We start from the raw sequence: 19,508 nt of genomic DNA on the forward strand, positions 1-19,508 counted from the left end.
TGCGGTGCAGTCCTCTCACTGCGCCACTTTGTCGTCGCTTGATGTAAGTCAAGGATGTTTTGCCGGTGAGATGGGAGAAAGCAAGGAGATAAAAATGGGCTCCTGACATGAACATCTATCGCGCCGGACAAGATCGCCCGCAACAGCCCGTTGAAAGGCTGGAAGCGGAAGCCGTCAATTCGGCAAAGACGCGTAAACCCCTCTATGAAGCGCGCAAGAAGATTTTTCCCAAGCGGGCCGAGGGCCGGTTTCGCCGGTTCAAATGGCTGGTGATGCTCGTCACCCTCGGCATCTATTACCTGACGCCGTTTTTGCGCTGGGACAGGGGACCTTACGCGCCCGACCAGGCCGTGCTGATCGATATCGCCAACAGGCGCTTTTATTTCTTCTTCATCGAGATATGGCCGCAGGAGTTCTTTTTCGTTGCCGGACTGCTGGTGATGGCGGGGCTGGGGCTGTTTCTCGTCACCTCCGCGGTGGGTCGCGCATGGTGTGGGTATACCTGTCCGCAGACCGTCTGGGTGGACCTGTTTCTGGTCGTAGAGCGGGCGATCGAGGGTGACAGGAACGCCCGCATGAAACTGGATGCCGCGCCCGTCACATTCGAGAAGCTGCGCAAACGCGTCCTGAAACATGCGATCTGGCTGGTGATCGGCGTTCTGACCGGCGGCGCCTGGATTTTCTATTTCGCCGATGCGCCGACGCTGGCGATGGAGTTCATGACCGGGCAGGCGCCGATGATCGCCTATTCGACCGTCGCGATCCTCACCGCCACGACCTACGTTTTCGGCGGGCTGATGCGGGAGCAGGTCTGCACCTATATGTGTCCCTGGCCGCGTATCCAGGCGGCGATGCTGGATGAGAATTCACTGGTCGTGACCTATAATGACTGGCGCGGGGAGCCACGCTCGAGACACGCAAAAAAGGCCGCCGCAGCAGGGGAGAGCATCGGCGACTGCGTCGATTGCAACGCCTGCGTGGCGGTCTGTCCCATGGGCATCGACATCAGGGACGGCCAGCAGCTGGAATGCATTACCTGCGCGCTCTGCATCGATGCCTGCGACGGGGTGATGGACAAGATCGGCAAGCCACGCGGGCTGATCGCCTATGCGACGCTGTCCGAATACCAGTCCAACATGGCGCTCGCGACCGACAACGGCCGGCACGCGATCCGTCCCGCCAATGTGCGCGATGAGGACGGCAGTTTCAAAAACAGCATTCGCCGTTTCGACTGGCGCATCGTCTTCCGTCTGCGCACGCTTCTTTACACGGCGATCTGGGCTGCCGTCGGCATCGGCCTGCTGGTGACGCTGGTGACGCGCGAGCGGCTGGCGCTCAATGTCCTGCATGATCGCAATCCGCAATATGTGCTGGAATCGAGCGGCTCCATCCGCAACGGCTACACGGTCCGCATCCTCAACATGGTGCCGCAACCGCGCACGATAAGCCTGACGATCGAGGGCATTCCGAATGCGGTGATGAAGATCAATGGCATGCCGGATGCGGCTGCTCGTGCCTTCGAGGTGACGGTGGAGCCGGACGAGGCGACGACGCTGAAGGTCTTCGTCACCCTGCCGGGCGGCGATGTGGCGCGGGCTGCGGAAAATTTCGAATTCATCGTCAGCGATACGGGCGGCCATGAGACGGCCCGTTACGATGCCGTCTTCAACGCTCCGGGAGTGAATAAATGACAACCAATAAAAGCCAGGTATCCGGCTTCGTTTTCACCGGTTGGCATATGCTCGGCGTGATGGTGCTGTTCTTCGGCACCATCATCACCGTCAACATGGTGATGGCGTGGAATGCCGTTACCAGCTGGAGCGGGCTGGTGGTGCCCAATACCTATGTCGCCAGCCAGCAGTTCAACGCCAAGGCCGAAGCCGCCAAGGCAAGGGCTGCGACCGGCATCAAGGGCAAGCTGGTGGTGGATGAAAACACCGTGCGCTACGAGGTGTTTCATCCCGATACCGGCCGTGTCGATACGGATACGGTGACAGCGCATTTCCGCCGTCCGGTCGGCGAACATCAGAATTTCGACATGGAGCTGACGCCGGTTTCCACCGGTGTCTTCACCGGCGCACACGATATGCTGCCCGGCCAATGGATCGTTGAAGTCACTGCCGTCAAGGACGGCAGGATCATCGTGCACGAGGGCACGCGGATCGCCGTCATCCGGGGGCGCAAATGAGTTGCTGCGCACCCGGAACGGAAGGATCGATACAACTTGGCGAGCCGGTCAACCCGCCCTCATCAGAGGAGCTGATGCTGGCAAGCCGCGATCTGGGGCAGGGGCTGCGCCAGACCGACCTCAGCGTGCCGGGCGTTTATTGCGGGGCCTGCATCACCACCGTCGAGACCGCGCTCCGCCGTCTGCCGCAAGTGGAACAGGCTCGTGTGAACCTGTCGTCCAAACGGGTGGCGATTGTCTGGAAGGAGGAGATCGACGGCATCAGGACTGACCCCGCCGATCTCGCCCGTGCGATCCTTGAAACGGGTTACCGCACGCATCTTTTCGCGAGTGGACAGGATGCCTCCGACGCATTGCGCTCGCAACTGATCAGGGCGGTGGCGCTCTGTGGCTTTGCTTCGGCCAATATCATGCTGCTGTCCGTGTCCGTCTGGTCCGGGGCCGATGCGGCGACGCGCGATATGTTCCACTGGATTTCGGCGATGATCGCCGCGCCGGCGCTGATCTATGGCGGCCGTTTCTTCTATCAGTCGGCGTGGAATGCGCTGAAGCATGGCCGCACCAATATGGATGTGCCGATTGCGCTCGCCATCACGCTTTCCTATGCCGTGTCGCTTTGGGAAACCATTCATCATGGCGAACATGCGTGGTTCGACGCAACCGTATCGTTGCTGTTCTTCCTGCTGATCGGCCGCACGCTTGACCATATCATGCGCGACAGGGCGCGTTCGGCCATTGCCGGCCTGGCCCGGCTTTCGCCGCGCGGCGTGACCGTGGTCGGTGAGGACGGAACGCGGGAATATCGTCCGCTTGCCGATGTGCTGCCCGGCATGGCGATTGCAATTGCCGCGGGTGACCGCGTGGCCGTGGATGCGATGGTCATCAGCGGCAGCAGCGATCTCGACATGTCCATCGTCAACGGCGAAAGCGCGCCGCGCCGGGTGGAGGCGGGCGATCTGCTTCAGGCCGGTACGCTCAATCTCACCGGTTCGCTGACGGCGCGGGTGACCGCATCGGCAAAGGATTCGTTTCTCTCCGAAGTGATCGGGCTGATGGAGGCGGCGGAAGGCGGACGGGCGCGTTACCGGCGCTTCGCAGACCGCGCCGCGAGCTATTATTCGCCCGTCGTACATCTTCTTGCTCTCGTGACCTTTCTTGGATGGGGCATTTTCGGCGGCGACTGGAAGCAGGCGATGCTGATCGCGATTGCGGTTCTCATCATCACCTGCCCCTGTGCGCTGGGTCTTGCTGTTCCTGTCGTGCAGGTGGTGGCGGCAGGGCGGCTCTTCCGGCATGGCATCATGGTCAAGGAAGGTTCGGCGATGGAGCGACTGGCCGAGATCGACACCGTGCTGTTCGACAAGACAGGCACACTGACGGTTGGAAAACCGAGGCTGGTGGAAACCGGCGATGTGAAGCCAGCAACGATGGCGATTGCCGCCGGCCTCGCTGCCCATTCGCGCCACCCGCTGTCTAAAGCCCTGCATGCCGCCTATGCCGGAACTTTACCGGTCTACGACGCGGTGCGAGAAATTCCCGGTTCCGGCGTCGAGGCAAAGACGGCGGCGGGAACCTATCGGCTTGGCAATCGCCGGTTTGCCTGCCCGCAAGACACACAGCCGGAAAATGACGATGCGCGCTCGGAAGTGGTGCTCTCGCTCGACGGCCGGCATCTGGCGACGTTCGGTTTCGAAGACAATCCGCGACCCGGTGCAATGCCGGCATTGCGCGGCCTATCTGCGCGGGGACTGGTGCAGGAAATCGTGTCCGGCGACCGGGCAGCCGCGGTCAAAGCCATGGCGCATCGTCTGGGGATAACCAAATGGAACGCGGACCTGTCACCGAAAGACAAGGCGGGGCGTTGTGCGGCGCTGGCAGGTGAGGGGCGAAAGGTACTGATGGTGGGTGATGGCATCAATGATGCACCCGCGCTTTCTGCAGCCCACGTTTCCATGGCGCCTGCCACCGCCGCCGATATTGGTCGGCAGGCCGCCGACTTCGTCTTCATGCATGAGGATCTCAGTGCCGTTCCCGTCGCAATCGAGACATCGCGTCTGGCCGGACGGCTCATCCGGCAGAATTTCGCCCTTGCCATTGGTTATAATGTCATCGCCGTGCCGATTGCGATTGCCGGTTACGCGACGCCGATGATCGCGGCCATCGCCATGTCGACATCGTCGCTGATCGTCGTTGCCAATGCCCTGCGTCTTGCGGGAACGGCCGAGCCAGTTTCGAGGAATGAGGCGGTGGTGACGGAATTTACGGGCGAGGGGGCGCAAGCGGCATGAACATGCTGATCTATCTCATCCCCGTCGCACTGTTTCTTGGTGCGCTCGGGCTCTTTGCCTTTCTCTGGTCGGTGCGATCAGGGCAATATGAGGATATGGATGGGGCGGCCTGGCGGGCGCTCGATGACGGAGACGACCGGCCGCGTTCTTCCTAGCGGTGTTCTGAGCTTGCCTCGACCTGTCGCAAATATGCAAAGCTGATTTGCGTCATCAAAATTTAATCGTTTCAGTCGCCCCTAGCCTTGCCGTTTGTTCATTACAGTGCCACAACACGACCACCTAAAAGCAAGATGGAGGCACATCCGTGGAACAGGCAGAAATCGGTTTGATCGGTCTCGGCGTCATGGGCTCGAACCTGGCGTTGAACATCGCGGAAAAGGGCAACAAGATTGCCGTATTCAACCGAACCCCGGAAGTTACACGAAAATTCTACGCTGACGCTGGCGATCTGCAGGGCCAGATCATTCCATGCGAAACCATCGAGGAATTCGTCTCCGCCATTCGCCCTCCGCGCCCGATCATCATCATGATCAAGGCCGGCGATCCGGTTGACCAGCAGATGGAAATCCTGAAGCCGCACCTCTCGAACGGCGACATCATGATCGACGCGGGCAATGCGAATTTCCGCGATACGATCCGCCGTTTTGATAACCTCAAGGACAGCGGCCTGACCTTTATCGGCATGGGCGTATCCGGCGGTGAAGAAGGCGCGCGCCATGGGCCGTCGATCATGGTCGGCGGCACCGAGGATAGCTGGAAGCGCGTCGAGAAGGTGCTGACCTCCATTTCCGCCAAGTATAATGACGATCCGTGCGTGGCATGGCTCGGCAATGACGGCGCCGGCCATTTCGTCAAGACCATCCACAACGGCATCGAATATGCCGATATGCAGATGATCGCCGAAATCTACGGCATCCTGCGTGACGGCCTGAAGATGAGCGCAGTCGAAATCGCCGACGTGTTCGCTGAATGGAACAAGGGCCGCCTCAACTCCTACCTGATCGAAATCACCGAGAAGGTTCTGCGCGCCGCCGATCCGATCACCGGCAAGCCGATGGTCGATCTGATCCTCGACAAGGCCGGCCAGAAGGGCACCGGCAAGTGGTCGGTCATCGAAGCGCAGAATATGGGCGTCGCCGCAACCGCCATTGAGGCGGCCGTGGCTGCCCGCATCCTCTCCTCGCAGAAGGACGAGCGCGAAGCTGCCGAGAAGATCTTCGGCCTGCCGACCGTCGCAGCAACGCCTGCTGACAGAAAGGCCTTCATCGCCGATCTGGAAAGCGCGCTTCTGGCCGCCAAGGTTGGTGCCTATGCACAGGGCTTCGCAATCATGTCTGCCGCATCGAAGGAGTTTAACTGGAACCTGCCGATGCCGACGATTGCCCGCATCTGGCGCGCTGGCTGCATCATCCGCTCGGAATTCCTCGATGAGATCACCTCGGCCTTCACCAAGGACCCGCATGTGGCCAACCTCATCGTGACGCCTGCCTTCTCCGGCATCGTCAAGGACACCGACGCTGCTCTGCGCCGTGTCGTTTCCTACGCGGTTCTCTCGGGTCTGCCGGTTTCGGCTCTCGCTTCGGCGCTCGGTTACTTCGACGCCTATCGCCGCGCCCGCGGCAGCGCCAACCTCATCCAGGCGCAGCGCGACTTCTTCGGCGCGCATGGTTTCGAGCGCACCGACGGCGTCGACAAGCCGCACGGCCCGTGGGGCAGCGGCGCCGACATTTTCTGATCGGCTAAAACGATAGACGACAAAAGGCCCGCGCAAGCGGGCCTTTTTCATTTCATCGAGGCCTGGATTAGCGTGCGGCAGCGAGGCCGACGATCAGGCCGCTGACGGCGTTGATAAGCAGGAACTGGTTGTCGACGCGCACCCAGCGCTGGTCGCGGCGCGGCTCGGCAAGACGGTAGCGACGATAGTCGCGGCGGTCGACCGTGTGGCGGCGTTCGCCCGCAGACAGGCGCTGGCCGCGATCCCAGCGGTGCTTCTTGACGATGACCTTTTTGGTGGTGACCTGACGCTCGACGGTGACGCCGCGATGGCGATCGTCGTGGCGGCTCTGCGCCTGGGCCATTGGAGCTGCAAGAACAGTGGCGGCCAGAAGAATGGTGACGAACTTTTTCATGAATGTTTCCTCTCGTGTTTCGATGAGGAGAACTTACGAATAAACGAATGAACGGAAACTGAATTTAAAATTACATTTATGTAATGGTTGTTAATGCTTAGGGCGGAAGTTAATCTTTCGTTTTGAGTTTATCGAGTGGGTCGGACCGCCCGGAATAACCGGGCGGTCGCTTCTTCATCAAACGCGTTCGGCGGATTTTGCCCAGAGGTTGATGTCCGCATCCCTGGCGTAACGGTCGATTTCCGCAAGCTCCTCTGCGGAGAAATCGGGATTATCGAGCGCCTTCACGCAATCCTCGACCTGCTCGACACGGCTGGCGCCGATCAGTGCCGAGGTGATGCGGCCGCCGCGAAGCACCCAGGCGATGGCCATCTGCGCCAGCGTCTGGCCACGCCGTTCGGCAATGCTGTTGAGCGCGCGTATGTTTTCGACATTGCGCTCATTGAGGAAGGCCGGGTTGAGCGACTTGCTCTGCGATGCACGGCTGCCGTCCGGCACGCCGCCGAGATACTTCGTCGTCAGCATGCCCTGCGCCAGCGGAGAGAAGACGATGGAGCCGATGCCCAGATCTTCCAGCGTATCAACCAGACCGTCTTCCTCGATCCAGCGGTTGATCATGGAATAGCTCGGCTGATGGATGATGCAGGGCGTGCCGAGCTCCTTCAGGATGGCGGCGGCCTCGCGGGTGCGTTTCGAGTTGTAGGACGAGATGCCGACATAAAGCGCCTTGCCCGAGCGCACGATCTGGTCCAGCGCGCCGCATGTTTCCTCAAGCGGCGTGTTGGGGTCGAAACGGTGGGAATAGAAGATATCGACGTAGTCCAGGCCCATGCGCTTCAGGCTCTGGTCGCAGGAGGCGATTACGTATTTGCGGCTGCCCCATTCGCCATAGGGACCGGGCCACATGTTGTAACCGGCCTTGGAGGAGATGATCATCTCGTCGCGATAGCCGGCAAAATCCGTCTTCAGAATCTCGCCAAAGGCGGTTTCGGCGCTTCCGGGCGGCGGGCCGTAATTGTTGGCGAGATCGAAATGGGTGATGCCGAGATCGAAGGCGCGGCGGCAAATGGCCTGTTTGGTCTGGTGTGGCGTGTCATTGCCGAAATTGTGCCAAAGGCCGAGCGAAATCGCCGGCAGTTTCAGGCCGGTCTTTCCGCAATGATTGTATTTCATGGATTTGTATCGGTTTTCGGCCGGTTGCCAAACCATGGGTCTTCCTCCACTTGCTGATGACTGGTTGCGGAGAACCCGCAACCCTTTGAACCGATGAAGACAGGCGCGGACGCCTGCTTTCTCGAGGGGATGGTTAAGCCTTTCGACGCATGGTTTCAATGCGAGGATTGGCAGGTATGAAGATCGAAGATGCGGAAATGCGGCTGAGCGCCGCCCGCCTTCGGCGTGAAGATGATGCGGCGCGTTTCGCCGGCCGAGAGATCGAACAGATTGTCCGAATAACGCCCGGGCTGATCGGCTTGCAGCATGACGAAGAGGCCGAGCCCCGTGGCCGTGACATCAATCTCGAACTGGCCGTTTTTCAGCGTGCTGACCGAAAAGGTCAGGCCGGCGGGCTTAAGCTCCAGAGCCTTGTAGGTGTCGCGCACATGGTGTCCTTCGCCGGTCATGCCGTTGGAGGCGATGAAGTTCCAGGCAAGGATCGCGCCATCAGGCAGGCTGTCCATGTCTATTTCAGTCAGCGCCGCAGCCTTTTCCGTGCCGCAGGTGCCGTTGGCGGATTTCAGCGGCACGCGGGTACCGTCCAGATTGAGGGCAACGATATTCATGTCGATCTCGACATCTTCCGCCGTGTCGTTGACCATGGAAAAGCTCACCAAGCGTCCGTCTTGCGAGGGAATGGCCGAGACTGCGACCGGCTGGAAGAAACGGCGGGCGGCATAATGCAGCGCTTTCCAGCCGCCGCCATAATCGAGGCTCGACCATGAGGCGACCGGCCATGTGTCGTTTAGCTGCCAGTAGAGCGTTCCCATGCAATGGGGTTTCAGCGAGCGCCAGTAATCGACCGCCGTGCGGATGGCCAGTGCCTGCTGAACCTGGCTCAGATAGACGAAGTTTTCGAAATCCTTGGGGAAGCGGAAATAACGAAACATGGTGCCGGCTATTCGCTCGTTGCCGCCGACATTCTTCTGGTGCAGTTCGATCACCGGGGAGGCGATGTTCATGTCCTTCTCTTCCGCATAGGTGCGGATGACGGGCATGGATGTATAGGACTGGAAACCGAATTCGGAGCAGAAGCGCGGCTTCACCGAACGATAATTATCGAACGATTTGTTTTCGTGCCAGACGGACCAATAATGCATATCGCCGGAACCATCCGCATGCCAGGCGTCGCCATAATCGAGGTAGCCTGAAGCCGGGCTGGAGGGCCACCAGAGCGCTTCCGGGGCGGCTTTTTTCAGTGCCCGTTCGATGGTCCGGTTCAGGCGGTCGTAGGCCACGAGATATCGGTCGCGATTGTTGCGGGGCTCTTCGAACCAGGTCAGCGCGCCCACCAGCTCGTTGTCGCCGCACCAGAGCGCGATGGACGGGTGCGAGGACAGGCGTTTCACCTGATAGTCGACCTCGTGTTCGACATTGTCGAGAAAGTCCTCGCTGCAGGGATACAGGTTGCAGGCGAACATGAAATCCTGCCACACCAGAAGGCCGAGACGGTCGCAGAGATCGTAGAACCAGTCTTCCTCATAGAACCCGCCGCCCCAGACGCGGATCATGTTCATGTTGGCCTCGACTGCCGAACATAAGAGGTCCTCGGTCTTTTCCCGACTGGTCAGCGAATAGAGCGCGTCTGCTGGAATCCAGTTGGCGCCGCGGCAGAAGATTTCCCGGCCGTTGATGCGGAAGGCGAAGCGGCTGCCGGCCTCATCCTTGTCCGTCAGAAGTTCGATCGTTCTGAAACCGATCTGGCGGGTGACGGTTTCATCCGGCAGTTCCACCGTCAGCGTGTAGAGCGTCTGCTCGCCGCTGCCCGCCGGCCACCAGAGTGCCGGATTTTCCACGAAGAAGATGTGGCGCACTACCGTCTCGCCCGCACCGACGCCGCAATCGAGCCGCAGCCTGTCATCGTTGAGGGAAAGATAGAGCGGCAGGCTCGCCGGGCCTTCGGCAAACAGCGTGACGGCCACATGCAGCTCGACGCCGCCTTCGACGTGGTGCTGGGAGGTGACGACATGTTCGACACGGGCCGTATCGAGGCGCTTCAGCAGGATTTTCCCGTAAAGGCCGAACGGCGCAATCGCGATGTTCCAGTCCCAGCCGAAATGGCACTGCGGCTTGCGCAGCATGTTGCCGTTGGCAATCGGCGAGTTGCCTGGGTGATAGGGAACATAAAATGGCTGCCGCGCCTGCCGCTCCGCGCCGGCGGCGATGTTGGAATGGAAGTGTATGCGAACGGTGTTTTCACCGGGGCGCAAGGCGCGCGATACATCGGGACGGTAACGGCGGAAGCAATTGTCTGAACTCAAAACCGGGACATCGTTGACGAAGACGATGGCCACCGTATCGAGATAGTCGATATCGAGATACCAGCTGGCATCGGCATCATCGAGGATGAATGTCCGCTCGATGATCCAGTCGCGCTCTGCGACCCATTGCACCGCATGTTCATTGGCGCCGTGATAGGGGTCGGGGATGATGCCGGCATTTTTGAGTGCGCTATGAATATCGCCGGGGACGGAAAGTTCGGTCGCATGGTCTCCTTCCACGGATGCCAGGCGCCACGGCCCGGCCAGATCGATGACGGTTTCGGGCGTGGAGGAAGAAATCATGATCGGACCCTGCATAATACGAATTCGAAGCGGATGGGCCTGCATTGTGATGCAGGCTTGTGTCGGAATCTGGGGAAGATGGATGCCCGCACGCCGGCTGCTGCCAGCTCGCATGGCCTGACGATCTCCTCCCTCCGGCAACGTTACCGTAAAACAATCGTTCCGTCATGCCTTCGGAATGAAACTTACCGAGGTCTGGGCGCCTGCGGATGAGATATGGTACCCAGCAAGGAAGGGCGTTTTATTAAAGTCCGTCTTTCTTATTATAAATCAGATGTTTTTGTAGCTTTTATAATCTGGATTATAAGAATTTTTCCCTGCGCAATGGTCGTCATTCTGCGGCTCCCATTCGGAAATGCATTACCCGCGTCAGGAGAATTTTTCCGAACCTATATCGTTGTAGCCATAATCTGCGGTGCAGGGATTGGGCACGTAGGCGGCCTCTGACGTTTGCCTTTGCAACAGCGCAAAAGCTATCTATGATTACCGTTCGGTAAAGCGTGGCGAAATGACATGAACGATACAGGCAAATCCGGCAGGGGCGATACGCCCGCCACGACGGGCGAACGTCCGACCTTGAAGACCATCGCCTTCATGACGGGTCTGGGTATCACCACCGTGTCACGCGCGCTGAAGGATGCTCCGGATATCGGGGCTGAAACCAAGGAACGTGTGCGGCTGATCGCCCGTCAGATCGGCTACCAGCCGAACCGCGCCGGCGTGCGCCTGCGCACCGGCAAGACCAATGTCATCGCTCTGGTGCTGAGCGTGGACGAGGAATTGATGGGTTTCACCAGCCAGATGGTGTTCGGCATCACCGAGATACTGTCCGCGACGCAATATCACCTGGTCGTCACCCCCCATACCCACGCCAAGGATTCCATGGTGCCGATCCGCTACATTCTTGAGACGGGCTCGGCGGATGGGGTCATTATCTCCAAAATTGAGCCGAACGATCCGCGCGTCCGACTGATGACGGAGCGCAACATGCCCTTCGTTACCCATGGGCGGTCCGATATGGACATCGAACATGCCTATCACGATTTCGACAACGAGGCCTATGCCTATGAGGCCGTCGAGCGGCTGGCGCAATGCGGGCGAAAGAGGATCGCCATCATCGTGCCGCCATCGCGCTTTTCCTTCCATGATCACGCCCGCAAGGGTTTCAACCGGGGAATCAGGGATTTCGGCCTCTCCGAATTTCCAATCGATGCCGTTACCATTGAAACGCCGCTGGAGAAAATCCGTGATTTTGGCGAGCGGCTGATGCGGTCGGACGATCGCCCTGATGGTATCGTTTCCATCAGCGGCAGCAGCACCATTGCGCTCGTGGCGGGGTTTGAGGCGGCCGGTGTCAGGATCGGCGAGGATATCGACATCGTGTCAAAACAATCCGCCGAATTCCTGAACTGGATCAAGCCGCAGATCCACACCGTCAACGAAGACATCAAGCTGGCGGGCAGGGAGCTTGCCAAGGCCCTTCTGGCGCGTATCAACGGCGCGCCGCCGGAAACGCTGCAAAGCGTCAGCGGGCCGGTCTGGTCGGAGATGGCGCCGAAGCCCTAACTAGCCGCTCCGCATTTCGACCTAGTTGCACTTTGTCACGATTACCTTCCGTCACGTCGGACTTGATCCGGCATCCAGCCAGCCAAGGTCCTTGGGCTGAAAAGAGTCTTTTCTCCGCGCAGACGCGCGTCGGCTGGATTGCGGCTCAAGGCCGGAATGACGGAGGCGGAGGACTACCGCTCGCCGTTAAACGCGTCAGGACAGGCAATCCTTCAATGAGCCGGCAATGCCGCGCATCAGTTTGAAATAGAGATCGGGACCGGGTTCCAGCGTGGCTGCTTCCGGATCAAGCGTTGCAGACTTTGCCGCCGTGCCTTCGGTGATGACCGAGATCAGTTTCGGCTCGAATTGCGGTTCGGCAAAAACGCAGGTCGCGCCAAGTTGGCGGACCTTTTCCTGCATTTGGCTGACGCGATCCGCGCCGGGCAGGGTTTCTGGGCTGACGGTGATCGATCCCGCCGTCTTCACGCCGTAACGGTGCTCGAAATATTGGTAGGCGTCGTGGAAAACGATGAAGGGCTTGTCCTTCACCGGTTTCACCGTGTTCGCGATCTCGGTGTCCAGCGCATCGATGTCATCGATCAGCTTTTTCGTATTCGCCTGATAGATCGCGGCATTACCGGCATCGGCCGTGATCAGCGCGGTTTCGATCTCCTGGGCCATGGCCTTGGCATTCGCGGGATCCAGCCAGAGATGCGTGTCATATGCGCCGTGTTCATGGTCGTCATGACCATGGTCGTTTCCATGATCATGGGCGCCTGCCTCTTCGGCATGGTCCTCATGTTCTCCATGGCCTTCCTCGCCGTGGTCATGCGCCTCGAAAGGGCCGCCTTCACGGAAGGGCAGTTTTTCCAGCCCCTTTGCGTCTTCCAGTTCCACAACCGTTGCCTTGCTGGCAAGCGCCTCCAGCGGTTTTTGCAGGAAGGCTTCAAGTCCGGGGCCGACCCAGAAGACCAGATCGGCCTTTTCCAGCGTGCGGGCATTGGATGGCCTTAGATTATAGGTATGCGGTGAGGCCGCGCCATCGACGATCAGCTGCGGTTCGCCGACACCTTGCATGATCGCCGCGACGAGGGAATGGACGGGCTTGATCGAGACCACGACATTGGGCGCGGCTGTGGCGCCGGAAGCGGCTGCCGCTATTGCCACCGATGCCATGAGCGGGATCAGGATCGATTTCATGAAATGCACTCCACTTGAAGAAGTATAGTTATGTTATTACATTTATTGCGTAACTCTATAACGTATGCAATAGCGGTAAGCAACATCGCCGATCGGACAATCCCATGCTTCATTCCGCCCCCAAGGGTAACGAGATACTGGTTTCCCTTTCCAATGCCGGCGTGCAGCGCAACGGCCGCTGGCTTGTGCGCGGCGTGGAGTTTTCCGTCAGCAAGGGCGAGATCGTCACGCTGATCGGTCCCAATGGTTCGGGAAAATCCACCAGCGCTAAAATGGCTATCGGCGTGTTGAAGCCGAGCGAAGGCGAGGTGTCGCGCATTGCTGGTCTGAGGGTCGGTTATGTGCCGCAGAAGCTTTCCGTGGACTGGACCATGCCGCTTTCGGTGCGCCGGCTGATGACGCTGACCGGGCCGTTGCCCGCGCGCGAAATCGATGCGGCGCTGAATGCCACGGGCATCTCGCATCTGGCCAATGCGGAAGTGCAGCATCTCTCCGGCGGCGAGTTCCAGCGTGCGCTTCTGGCCCGTGCCATTGCGCGGAAGCCGGATCTGCTGGTTCTGGACGAACCCGTTCAGGGTGTCGATTTCTCGGGCGAGATCGCGCTCTATGAATTGATAAAAAATATCAGAAATTCAAGTCATTGCGGAATTCTGTTAATCTCGCATGACCTGCATGTGGTGATGGCTGAAACCGACACCGTGATATGCCTGAACGGTCATGTTTGCTGCCGCGGTACGCCGCAGGCGGTGAGCCAAAGCCCGGAATATATGCGTCTGTTCGGTGGCGCTGCGGCCAAGGGCCTTGCCGTTTACAGCCACCATCACGATCACACTCATCTGCCCGATGGCCGGGTGCAGCATGCGGATGGCTCGGTGACCGATCATTGCCACCCCGATGACGGCCATCATCATGACCACGCGCATTCTCATGCCCGCGATCATGACGACCACGGCGAATGCGGTTGCGGCCATGAGCATGACGGCCATGCCACTTCAAATCATCAGCAGGGAGAGCGGCATGTTTGACGATTTCTTCGTTCGCGCCATTGTCGCGGGCATCGGCGTTGCTCTCACCGCCGGTCCCCTCGGTTGCTTCGTCGTCTGGCGGCGCATGGCCTATTTCGGCGATACGATGGCCCATTCGGCGCTGCTTGGTGTGGCGCTCTCGCTGCTGTTGCAGCTCAACCTCATTGTCAGCGTCTTTCTGGTGGCATCCGCCGTTTCGATCCTGCTGATCTTTCTGCAGCGGCGGCAGGCCCTGTCCGCCGACGCGCTTCTCGGCATATTGTCCCATTCGGCGCTTGCGATCGGTCTGGTCATCGTCGCCTTCATGAGCTGGGTGCGCATCGATCTCGTCTCGTTCCTGTTTGGCGATATTCTGGCCGTTACCCGCAGCGACATCGCGTTGATCTGGGGCGGCGGGCTGGTGGTTGTCGTCTCCATGGTCTTCCTGTGGCGGTCGCTTCTGGCCTCTACCGTCAATAACGAGTTGGCCGAGGCGGAGGGGCTGAACCCGAACGCGCCAAGCTCATATTTACCCTTTTGATGGCGCTGGTGATCGCCATCGCCATGAAGGTGGTCGGCATCATGCTGATCACATCGCTGCTTATCATACCGGCGGCGACCGCCAGACGGTTTTCGGCAACGCCCGAGGTGATGGCGGTGGTCGCTTCGCTGATCGGAGCGGTTGCCGTCATTGGCGGCCTGTTCGGCTCGCTGACCTATGATACGCCATCCGGGCCGTCCATCGTGGTTGCCGCCGTGATCCTGTTCGTTATAAGCCTGTTGCCGGCGCCGGGTTTTTCCCGCTCCGCGGATGAAGGAGGCAAGTCATGAATGCGCAGAACCTTACCAAGAACCAGTCGCTGGTCATGAATGCCCTGTCGAATGCCCATGCACCGCTCAGCGCCTATATGATCCTCGACAAGCTGCGCGACGATGGTTTTCGCGCGCCGCTGCAGGTTTACCGGGCGCTGGAGAAGCTTGTCGAATACGGTCTCGTGCATCGGCTCGAAAGCCTCAACGCCTTTGTCGCCTGCACCCACACCGAGGCCGAGTGCTGCTCGCACCACCATGGAACGGTGGCCTTTGCCATTTGCGAATCCTGCGGGCAGGTAACGGAGTTCCACGATCACGAGATTGACCACCGCCTTGAGCGCTGGGTGAAGGACAGCAAGTTCAAGGCGGAAAAGACCACGATCGAAATTCGCGGTCTTTGCGCCGCCTGCGCGGCTTAGGCCGGGCGCGCCATTAACGAGGGGCGAGCATTGCTGCTCGCCGCCCTGTCATTCTTCGATGGTCGCCAGATCCTTCGAAAAACGCTTCCAGTTCTCTATGTATTTTTCCGCCGAGCGGCGGAGGCCGGAAACGGCCTCTTCATCAAGCGTCCTGACGGCTCTGGCCGGTGATCCGACGATCAGGGAATTGTCGGGAAATTCCTTGCCTTCCGTCACCAGCGCATTGGCGCCGACCAGGCAGTTGCGGCCGATTTTGGCGCCATTCAGGATCGTAGCGCCCATGCCAATAAGCGAATTGTCGCCGATGGTGCAGCCATGTACGATGGCGTGGTGGCCGATGGTGCACATGTCGCCGATCGCTGCGGCAAAACCGGGATCGCTATGCACCATCGCGCCTTCCTGAATGTTCGTTCCGCGCCCGACACGGATCGGTTCGTTATCGCCGCGTAGCGTTGCGCCGAACCAGATGCCGACATCCTCACCGAGTACCACCGAGCCTATGACATTCGCATCGGGCGCTACCCAATAGCGATCCGGGGCTGGGATTTGCGGCACCCGGTCGCCGAGGCGATAAAGCGGCATGGCAATTTTCCTCCTCTGGATTATTCGCCGAAGATGATCAGGCGACGGTGACGGACAGGGTGCCGACACCCTCCACGCCACATTCGATACGGTCACCGCGCACGATGGGGCCGACGCCCGCCGGTGTGCCGGTCATGATGACGTCGCCGGCGGCAAGCGTGAACAGTTTGGAAAGCTCGGCAATCACCTCCGGCACCTTCCAGATCATCTGGGCAAGATCGCCCGTCTGCTTGCGCTCACCATTCACATCGAGCCAGATCGCGCCCGTGGCAGGGTGGCCGATCTTTTCCGCCGGAACGATGGCGGAGACCGGCGCGGAATATTCGAACGCCTTGGCGCCTTCCCAGGAACGTCCCATCTTCTTCAGGCCGTCCTGCAGATCGCGGCGCGTCATGTCGATGCCGACGGCGTAACCCCATACGTGGCTCAGCGCTTCGCTTGCCGGAATATCTGCGCCGCCGCTTTTCAATACCACGACACATTCGACCTCGTAATGCACGTTCGAAGACAGCGAAGGGTAGGGGAAATCCTGGCCTGCGGGCAGGAGATTGTCCGGGTTTTTCTGGAAATAAAAGGGTGGCTCACGCGAGGGATCATGGCCCATCTCGATGGCGTGATCGGCATAATTGCGGCCGACGCAATAGACCCGCCGCACGGGGAAGGTGTCACCTGTGCCTTCGACAGGCAGAAGAACGGGTTTCGGGGCGGGGATGACTGTCGTGGCCATGGGATTTCCTGTCGTCTTTTAAGGTGCAATTCTTGTCCCAAGATTCCGGGGCGATTTCCAGTTCAAAATGGCGTCGATCGCAAAACTGGCTTTTTGCCGCCCTTTGCTGTAGAAGCCGGCGCAAAGAGGTTACCCATGTATAGACAAGCGCTTGCAAACGGCGAAAAAATCTTCGCCGTGGCCCCGATGATCGATTGGACCGACACGAGGTGCAGATTTCTGCACCGGCAATTGTCGAAGCGTGCGCTGCTTTATACGGAAATGATCGTCGCTGACGCCATCATCCATGGTCAGCGCGACAGGCTGCTCAGCTATCACCGCCAGGAACATCCGGTGGCGCTGCAACTGGGTGGATCAGATCCGGGCAAGCTCTCGGAGGCGGTGCGGATCGCCGGTGACTACGGTTATGACGAGATCAACCTCAATGTGGGCTGCCCTTCGGACCGGGTGCAATCCGGCACTTTTGGCGCCTGCCTGATGCGCGAGCCGGAGACCGTGGCGCAATGCGTGGCGGCGATGAAGGCTGTTGCGAAGGTGCCGGTCACGGTGAAATGCCGCATCGGTGTGGACGATCAGGAGCCGGAAGCGGTGCTGCCGGATTTTTTGGCGCGCGTTGTCGCTGCCGGTGCGGATGCCATCTGGATCCATGCGCGAAAAGCCTGGCTGCAGGGGCTTTCGCCGAAGGAAAACCGTGAGGTGCCACCGCTCGATTATGATCTCGTCTATCGCATGAAGCGGGAAAATCCTGACGTCTTCATCGGCATCAATGGCGGCATCGCCGATCTCGATCAGGCCTGCGGCCATCTACAGCATATGGATGGCGTGATGCTTGGCCGCGCGGCCTATCACAATACGTCCATCCTTGCCGATGTCGACCATCGCATCTATGGCGAAGAAGCCCGGCAACCTGACTGGATGGGGTTGCGCGACGCCATGATGGCCTATGCGGCTGACTATATCGCGGCGGGCGGGCGTCTAAACCACGTCACCCGCCACATGGTCGGCCTGTTTCAGGGCATGCCGGGTGCGCGCCGCTTCCGGCAAATCCTTTCCAGCGACGCTACCCGGCCGGGGGCCGGAACCGAGGTGATCGAGGCGGCTTTCGCAGCCATCGATTTCAACCCGACGAAGGAGCTGGCTGGCTGAGGGCTGGCAACGGTGTTCGTTCTATTTTCATACTGACGAGGCTGTGAGGGGCAGCGTCTTTTGCGGGCGACGGAAAGCCTCAGAGGGAACGATCCAGACCAGCCCGTGCCACTCCCTGTCCATCTGGCCGGGAGCAGAAAAATCCAGCGAAGGTTCACGTTTGAGGCCAAGACGCGTCATAACGGCCTGGGACCGGATATTATCGGGACTTGTATATGCGATGATCTGAGCGAGACATGCGCCATCAGCCGCATGCGCCAGCGCCGCCCTCGCGCTTTCGGTCGCGTAGCCGTTTCCCCAGGCCGGCCGCGTAAACCGCCATCCGATTTCGTGGTGCCTGCCGAGCGGATGGTCTTCGGACAGACGCGGCATTACGCCTGCATATCCGAGCAAGACGCCATCGGGACTTTCCACCGCCCAGCGGGCAAAGCCGTGCTCGCGCTCGGCCGCGCGATAACGCTCGAACTTCTCTCTGCTCTCGGCATGGCTCACCGGCCCACCATAGTCGGCCATCACGTCCGGGTCGGTGTGCATCGCGGCGAAGGCTTCAAAATGATCGTCCCGCCAGTGGTGAAGGCGCAGACGTTCCGTTTCTATCATTCCCATTCCCGGCCAACCCTTCGACGCGATGGAGGTCTTGCGATCCAGGTCGACATTCTTGCCGCTGCGATATGACGGTTATAAGACGGCAACCGTGGCCGCAGCGCAATACCACCGGTTCTAGCCCAGTTCTACCAGACGCAAACTAGAGGGAGGGCGGGAAGCTCAAACCGCTTTTTGCAGCGCCTGCGCACCGTTCGGTGCATTGACCTTGCCACCTGTGATGAAGAAGGCGAAGACGTCGCGCGGGGTCTTTTCGACTTGTCTGTCGGGCGCGATCAGCGGCAGGTCATCGGGCACGCCGCCCGCGGCGTAGGTCTTGACCCGTTTTGCCCAATGATCGATCCCGGCCTTCGGGTAGCAGGTCTCGATATCGTCCTCGCCCTTTTGAAGGCGGCAATAGACGAAATCGGCCGTCACATCCGGCAGCATCGGATAGTCGTGATGATCGGCGCAGACGACGGCGACCTTATGTTTTTCCAGCAGTTCGATGAATTCCGGCACCTGAAATGTCGGGTTTCTCACTTCGACCACATGACGAAGGCGGATGCCGTCCTGTTTTTCGGGCAGCAGCGCCAGAAACGCACCGAAATCATCCGCGTCGAATTTTTTTGTCGGTGCGAATTGCCAAAGGATCGGGCCGAGATGGTGGCCAAGTTCCGTCAGGCCCTGGGTCAGGAACTTCGTCATCGATTCGCCAGCCTCGGCCAGAACCCTGCGGTTGGTGACGAAGCGGCTTGCCTTCAGGGAGAAGATGAAATCCTCCGGCACGTCTGCAGCCCATTTGGCGAAAGTCGCGGGTTTCTGGCTGCTATAATAGGTGCCGTTCACCTCGATTGCCGTCAATTGCCGGCTGGCATGTTCGAGCTGGCGTTTTTTCGGCAATTTCTCCGGATAAAACGTGCCTTCCCACGGCTCAAAGGTCCAGCCGCCGATACCGGTGCGGATCGTGCCTGATGTCGACATATGCTGTTCCTCCCAATTCTAGACGTTTTCTTTTCAACGTCGCTCTTGACGTCATCCTCGCCCTTGAGGCGAGGAACCATGTTTTCGGCGGCTGTGGATCCTCGCCTCAAGGGCGAGGA

At 59.8% G+C, this 19,508-nt stretch carries 17 protein-coding genes and 1 pseudogene; 10 read left to right on the forward strand and 8 right to left on the reverse strand.

The window, feature by feature from the left end; translation table 11 throughout:
• Nucleotides 1–107: 107 nt before the first annotated feature.
• From ccoG to gndA, 5 genes are all read left to right on the forward strand, one after another.
• Nucleotides 108–1,691 (forward strand): cytochrome c oxidase accessory protein CcoG, encoded by a 1,584-nt coding sequence (gene ccoG, locus G3A56_RS03405; RefSeq protein ID WP_082184268.1) that lies wholly within the window; start codon nt 108–110, stop codon nt 1,689–1,691.
• Nucleotides 1,688–2,188: a FixH family protein gene (locus G3A56_RS03410; RefSeq protein ID WP_082184267.1), complete on the forward strand. Its 501-nt coding sequence runs from the start codon at nt 1,688–1,690 to the stop codon at nt 2,186–2,188. The genes ccoG and G3A56_RS03410 overlap by 4 nt, the downstream gene beginning before the upstream one ends.
• Nucleotides 2,185–4,476 (forward strand): cation-translocating P-type ATPase, encoded by a 2,292-nt coding sequence (locus tag G3A56_RS03415; RefSeq protein WP_082184266.1) that lies wholly within the window; start codon nt 2,185–2,187, stop codon nt 4,474–4,476. Before G3A56_RS03410 ends, G3A56_RS03415 begins: the two co-directional genes overlap by 4 nt.
• Nucleotides 4,473–4,631, forward strand: a complete 159-nt coding sequence (gene ccoS / locus G3A56_RS03420) for a cbb3-type cytochrome oxidase assembly protein CcoS (RefSeq protein ID WP_003495970.1) — start codon at nt 4,473–4,475, stop codon at nt 4,629–4,631. The genes G3A56_RS03415 and ccoS overlap by 4 nt, the downstream gene beginning before the upstream one ends.
• A 149-nt stretch (nt 4,632–4,780) precedes the next feature.
• Nucleotides 4,781–6,211 (forward strand): NADP-dependent phosphogluconate dehydrogenase, encoded by a 1,431-nt coding sequence (gndA, locus tag G3A56_RS03425; RefSeq protein WP_082184265.1) that lies wholly within the window; start codon nt 4,781–4,783, stop codon nt 6,209–6,211.
• A 67-nt stretch (nt 6,212–6,278) separates the two neighbouring features.
• On the opposite strand, the gene G3A56_RS03430 is transcribed toward gndA, so the two are convergent.
• The 3 genes from G3A56_RS03430 to G3A56_RS03440 form a co-directional block, all read right to left on the reverse strand.
• Entirely contained in the window at nt 6,279–6,605 is a 327-nt protein-coding gene (locus G3A56_RS03430; RefSeq protein ID WP_003495974.1) for an RcnB family protein, read from the reverse strand.
• Between the two features lie 177 nt (nt 6,606–6,782).
• Nucleotides 6,783–7,814 (reverse strand): L-glyceraldehyde 3-phosphate reductase, encoded by a 1,032-nt coding sequence (mgrA, locus tag G3A56_RS03435; RefSeq protein WP_082184264.1) that lies wholly within the window; start codon nt 7,812–7,814, stop codon nt 6,783–6,785.
• A gap of 119 nt (nt 7,815–7,933) precedes the next feature.
• Nucleotides 7,934–10,399, reverse strand: a complete 2,466-nt coding sequence (locus tag G3A56_RS03440) for a beta-mannosidase (RefSeq protein WP_137067535.1) — start codon at nt 10,397–10,399, stop codon at nt 7,934–7,936.
• Nucleotides 10,400–10,897: 498 nt separating this feature from the next.
• Here G3A56_RS03440 and G3A56_RS03445 point away from each other — a divergent pair, with 498 nt between their 5' ends.
• Nucleotides 10,898–11,950, forward strand: coding sequence for a LacI family transcriptional regulator (locus tag G3A56_RS03445; RefSeq protein ID WP_003495980.1), 1,053 nt, complete (start codon nt 10,898–10,900; stop codon nt 11,948–11,950).
• 195 nt (nt 11,951–12,145) lie between these two features.
• Here the strand turns inward: G3A56_RS03445 and znuA are convergent, their stop codons facing one another.
• Complete coding sequence (znuA, locus tag G3A56_RS03450; RefSeq protein ID WP_082184263.1) at nt 12,146–13,132, reverse strand: zinc ABC transporter substrate-binding protein ZnuA; 987 nt, start codon at nt 13,130–13,132, stop codon at nt 12,146–12,148.
• A gap of 104 nt (nt 13,133–13,236) precedes the next feature.
• On the opposite strand from znuA, the gene znuC reads away from it, so the two are divergent.
• From znuC to zur, 3 genes and pseudogenes are all read left to right on the forward strand, one after another.
• Nucleotides 13,237–14,157, forward strand: coding sequence for a zinc ABC transporter ATP-binding protein ZnuC (gene znuC / locus G3A56_RS03455; RefSeq protein WP_003495984.1), 921 nt, complete (start codon nt 13,237–13,239; stop codon nt 14,155–14,157).
• Nucleotides 14,150–14,967 (forward strand): annotated as a pseudogene (znuB, locus tag G3A56_RS03460) (zinc ABC transporter permease subunit ZnuB). The gene znuC and the pseudogene znuB overlap by 8 nt, the downstream one beginning before the upstream one ends.
• Nucleotides 14,964–15,368 (forward strand): zinc uptake transcriptional repressor Zur, encoded by a 405-nt coding sequence (zur, locus tag G3A56_RS03465; protein WP_003495988.1) that lies wholly within the window; start codon nt 14,964–14,966, stop codon nt 15,366–15,368. The pseudogene znuB and the gene zur overlap by 4 nt, the downstream one beginning before the upstream one ends.
• A gap of 48 nt (nt 15,369–15,416) precedes the next feature.
• Here zur and G3A56_RS03470 read toward each other — a convergent pair whose 3' ends face one another.
• The gene (locus G3A56_RS03470) at nt 15,417–15,950 is read right to left on the reverse strand and encodes a gamma carbonic anhydrase family protein (RefSeq protein ID WP_082184261.1); all 534 of its coding nucleotides are present in this window, start codon (nt 15,948–15,950) and stop codon (nt 15,417–15,419) included.
• Nucleotides 15,951–15,987: 37 nt separating this feature from the next.
• Nucleotides 15,988–16,677 carry a fumarylacetoacetate hydrolase family protein gene (locus G3A56_RS03475; protein WP_082184260.1) on the reverse strand — a complete coding sequence of 230 codons (690 nt, stop codon included), beginning with the start codon at nt 16,675–16,677 and terminating at the stop codon, nt 15,988–15,990.
• Nucleotides 16,678–16,812: 135 nt separating this feature from the next.
• Here G3A56_RS03475 and dusA point away from each other — a divergent pair, with 135 nt between their 5' ends.
• A complete protein-coding gene (gene dusA / locus G3A56_RS03480) occupies nt 16,813–17,823 on the forward strand; it encodes a tRNA dihydrouridine(20/20a) synthase DusA (RefSeq protein ID WP_082184259.1) in 1,011 nt (336 codons plus the stop codon).
• Between the two features lie 27 nt (nt 17,824–17,850).
• Here the strand turns inward: dusA and G3A56_RS03485 are convergent, their stop codons facing one another.
• Together G3A56_RS03485 and G3A56_RS03490 are read right to left on the reverse strand one after the other, a co-directional pair.
• Entirely contained in the window at nt 17,851–18,423 is a 573-nt protein-coding gene (locus G3A56_RS03485; RefSeq protein ID WP_164056169.1) for a GNAT family N-acetyltransferase, read from the reverse strand.
• Between the two features lie 165 nt (nt 18,424–18,588).
• On the reverse strand, nt 18,589–19,389 hold the full coding sequence (locus tag G3A56_RS03490; protein WP_082184257.1) for a DUF72 domain-containing protein: 801 nt from the start codon (nt 19,387–19,389) through the stop codon (nt 18,589–18,591).
• Nucleotides 19,390–19,508 lie beyond the last annotated feature (119 nt).

This window comes from Rhizobium oryzihabitans (genome assembly GCF_010669145.1).
GTDB lineage: Bacteria > Pseudomonadota > Alphaproteobacteria > Rhizobiales > Rhizobiaceae > Agrobacterium > Agrobacterium oryzihabitans.

Bases quoted from the DNA above. Each gene is read 5' to 3' on its own strand.
- ccoG (WP_082184268.1), top strand. From the start codon at position 108: ATGAACATCTATCGCGCCGGACAAGATCGCCCGCAACAGCCCGTTGAA.
- G3A56_RS03410 (WP_082184267.1), top strand. From the start codon at position 1,688: ATGACAACCAATAAAAGCCAGGTATCCGGCTTCGTTTTCACCGGTTGG.
- G3A56_RS03415 (WP_082184266.1), top strand. From the start codon at position 2,185: ATGAGTTGCTGCGCACCCGGAACGGAAGGATCGATACAACTTGGCGAG.
- ccoS (WP_003495970.1), top strand. From the start codon at position 4,473: ATGAACATGCTGATCTATCTCATCCCCGTCGCACTGTTTCTTGGTGCG.
- G3A56_RS03430 (WP_003495974.1), bottom strand. From the start codon at position 6,605: ATGAAAAAGTTCGTCACCATTCTTCTGGCCGCCACTGTTCTTGCAGCT.
- mgrA (WP_082184264.1), bottom strand. From the start codon at position 7,814: ATGGTTTGGCAACCGGCCGAAAACCGATACAAATCCATGAAATACAAT.
- G3A56_RS03440 (WP_137067535.1), bottom strand. From the start codon at position 10,399: ATGCAGGGTCCGATCATGATTTCTTCCTCCACGCCCGAAACCGTCATC.
- G3A56_RS03445 (WP_003495980.1), top strand. From the start codon at position 10,898: ATGAACGATACAGGCAAATCCGGCAGGGGCGATACGCCCGCCACGACG.
- znuA (WP_082184263.1), bottom strand. From the start codon at position 13,132: ATGAAATCGATCCTGATCCCGCTCATGGCATCGGTGGCAATAGCGGCA.
- znuC (WP_003495984.1), top strand. From the start codon at position 13,237: ATGCTTCATTCCGCCCCCAAGGGTAACGAGATACTGGTTTCCCTTTCC.
- zur (WP_003495988.1), top strand. From the start codon at position 14,964: ATGAATGCGCAGAACCTTACCAAGAACCAGTCGCTGGTCATGAATGCC.
- G3A56_RS03470 (WP_082184261.1), bottom strand. From the start codon at position 15,950: ATGCCGCTTTATCGCCTCGGCGACCGGGTGCCGCAAATCCCAGCCCCG.
- G3A56_RS03475 (WP_082184260.1), bottom strand. From the start codon at position 16,677: ATGGCCACGACAGTCATCCCCGCCCCGAAACCCGTTCTTCTGCCTGTC.
- dusA (WP_082184259.1), top strand. From the start codon at position 16,813: ATGTATAGACAAGCGCTTGCAAACGGCGAAAAAATCTTCGCCGTGGCC.
- G3A56_RS03485 (WP_164056169.1), bottom strand. From the start codon at position 18,423: ATGATAGAAACGGAACGTCTGCGCCTTCACCACTGGCGGGACGATCAT.
- G3A56_RS03490 (WP_082184257.1), bottom strand. From the start codon at position 19,389: ATGTCGACATCAGGCACGATCCGCACCGGTATCGGCGGCTGGACCTTT.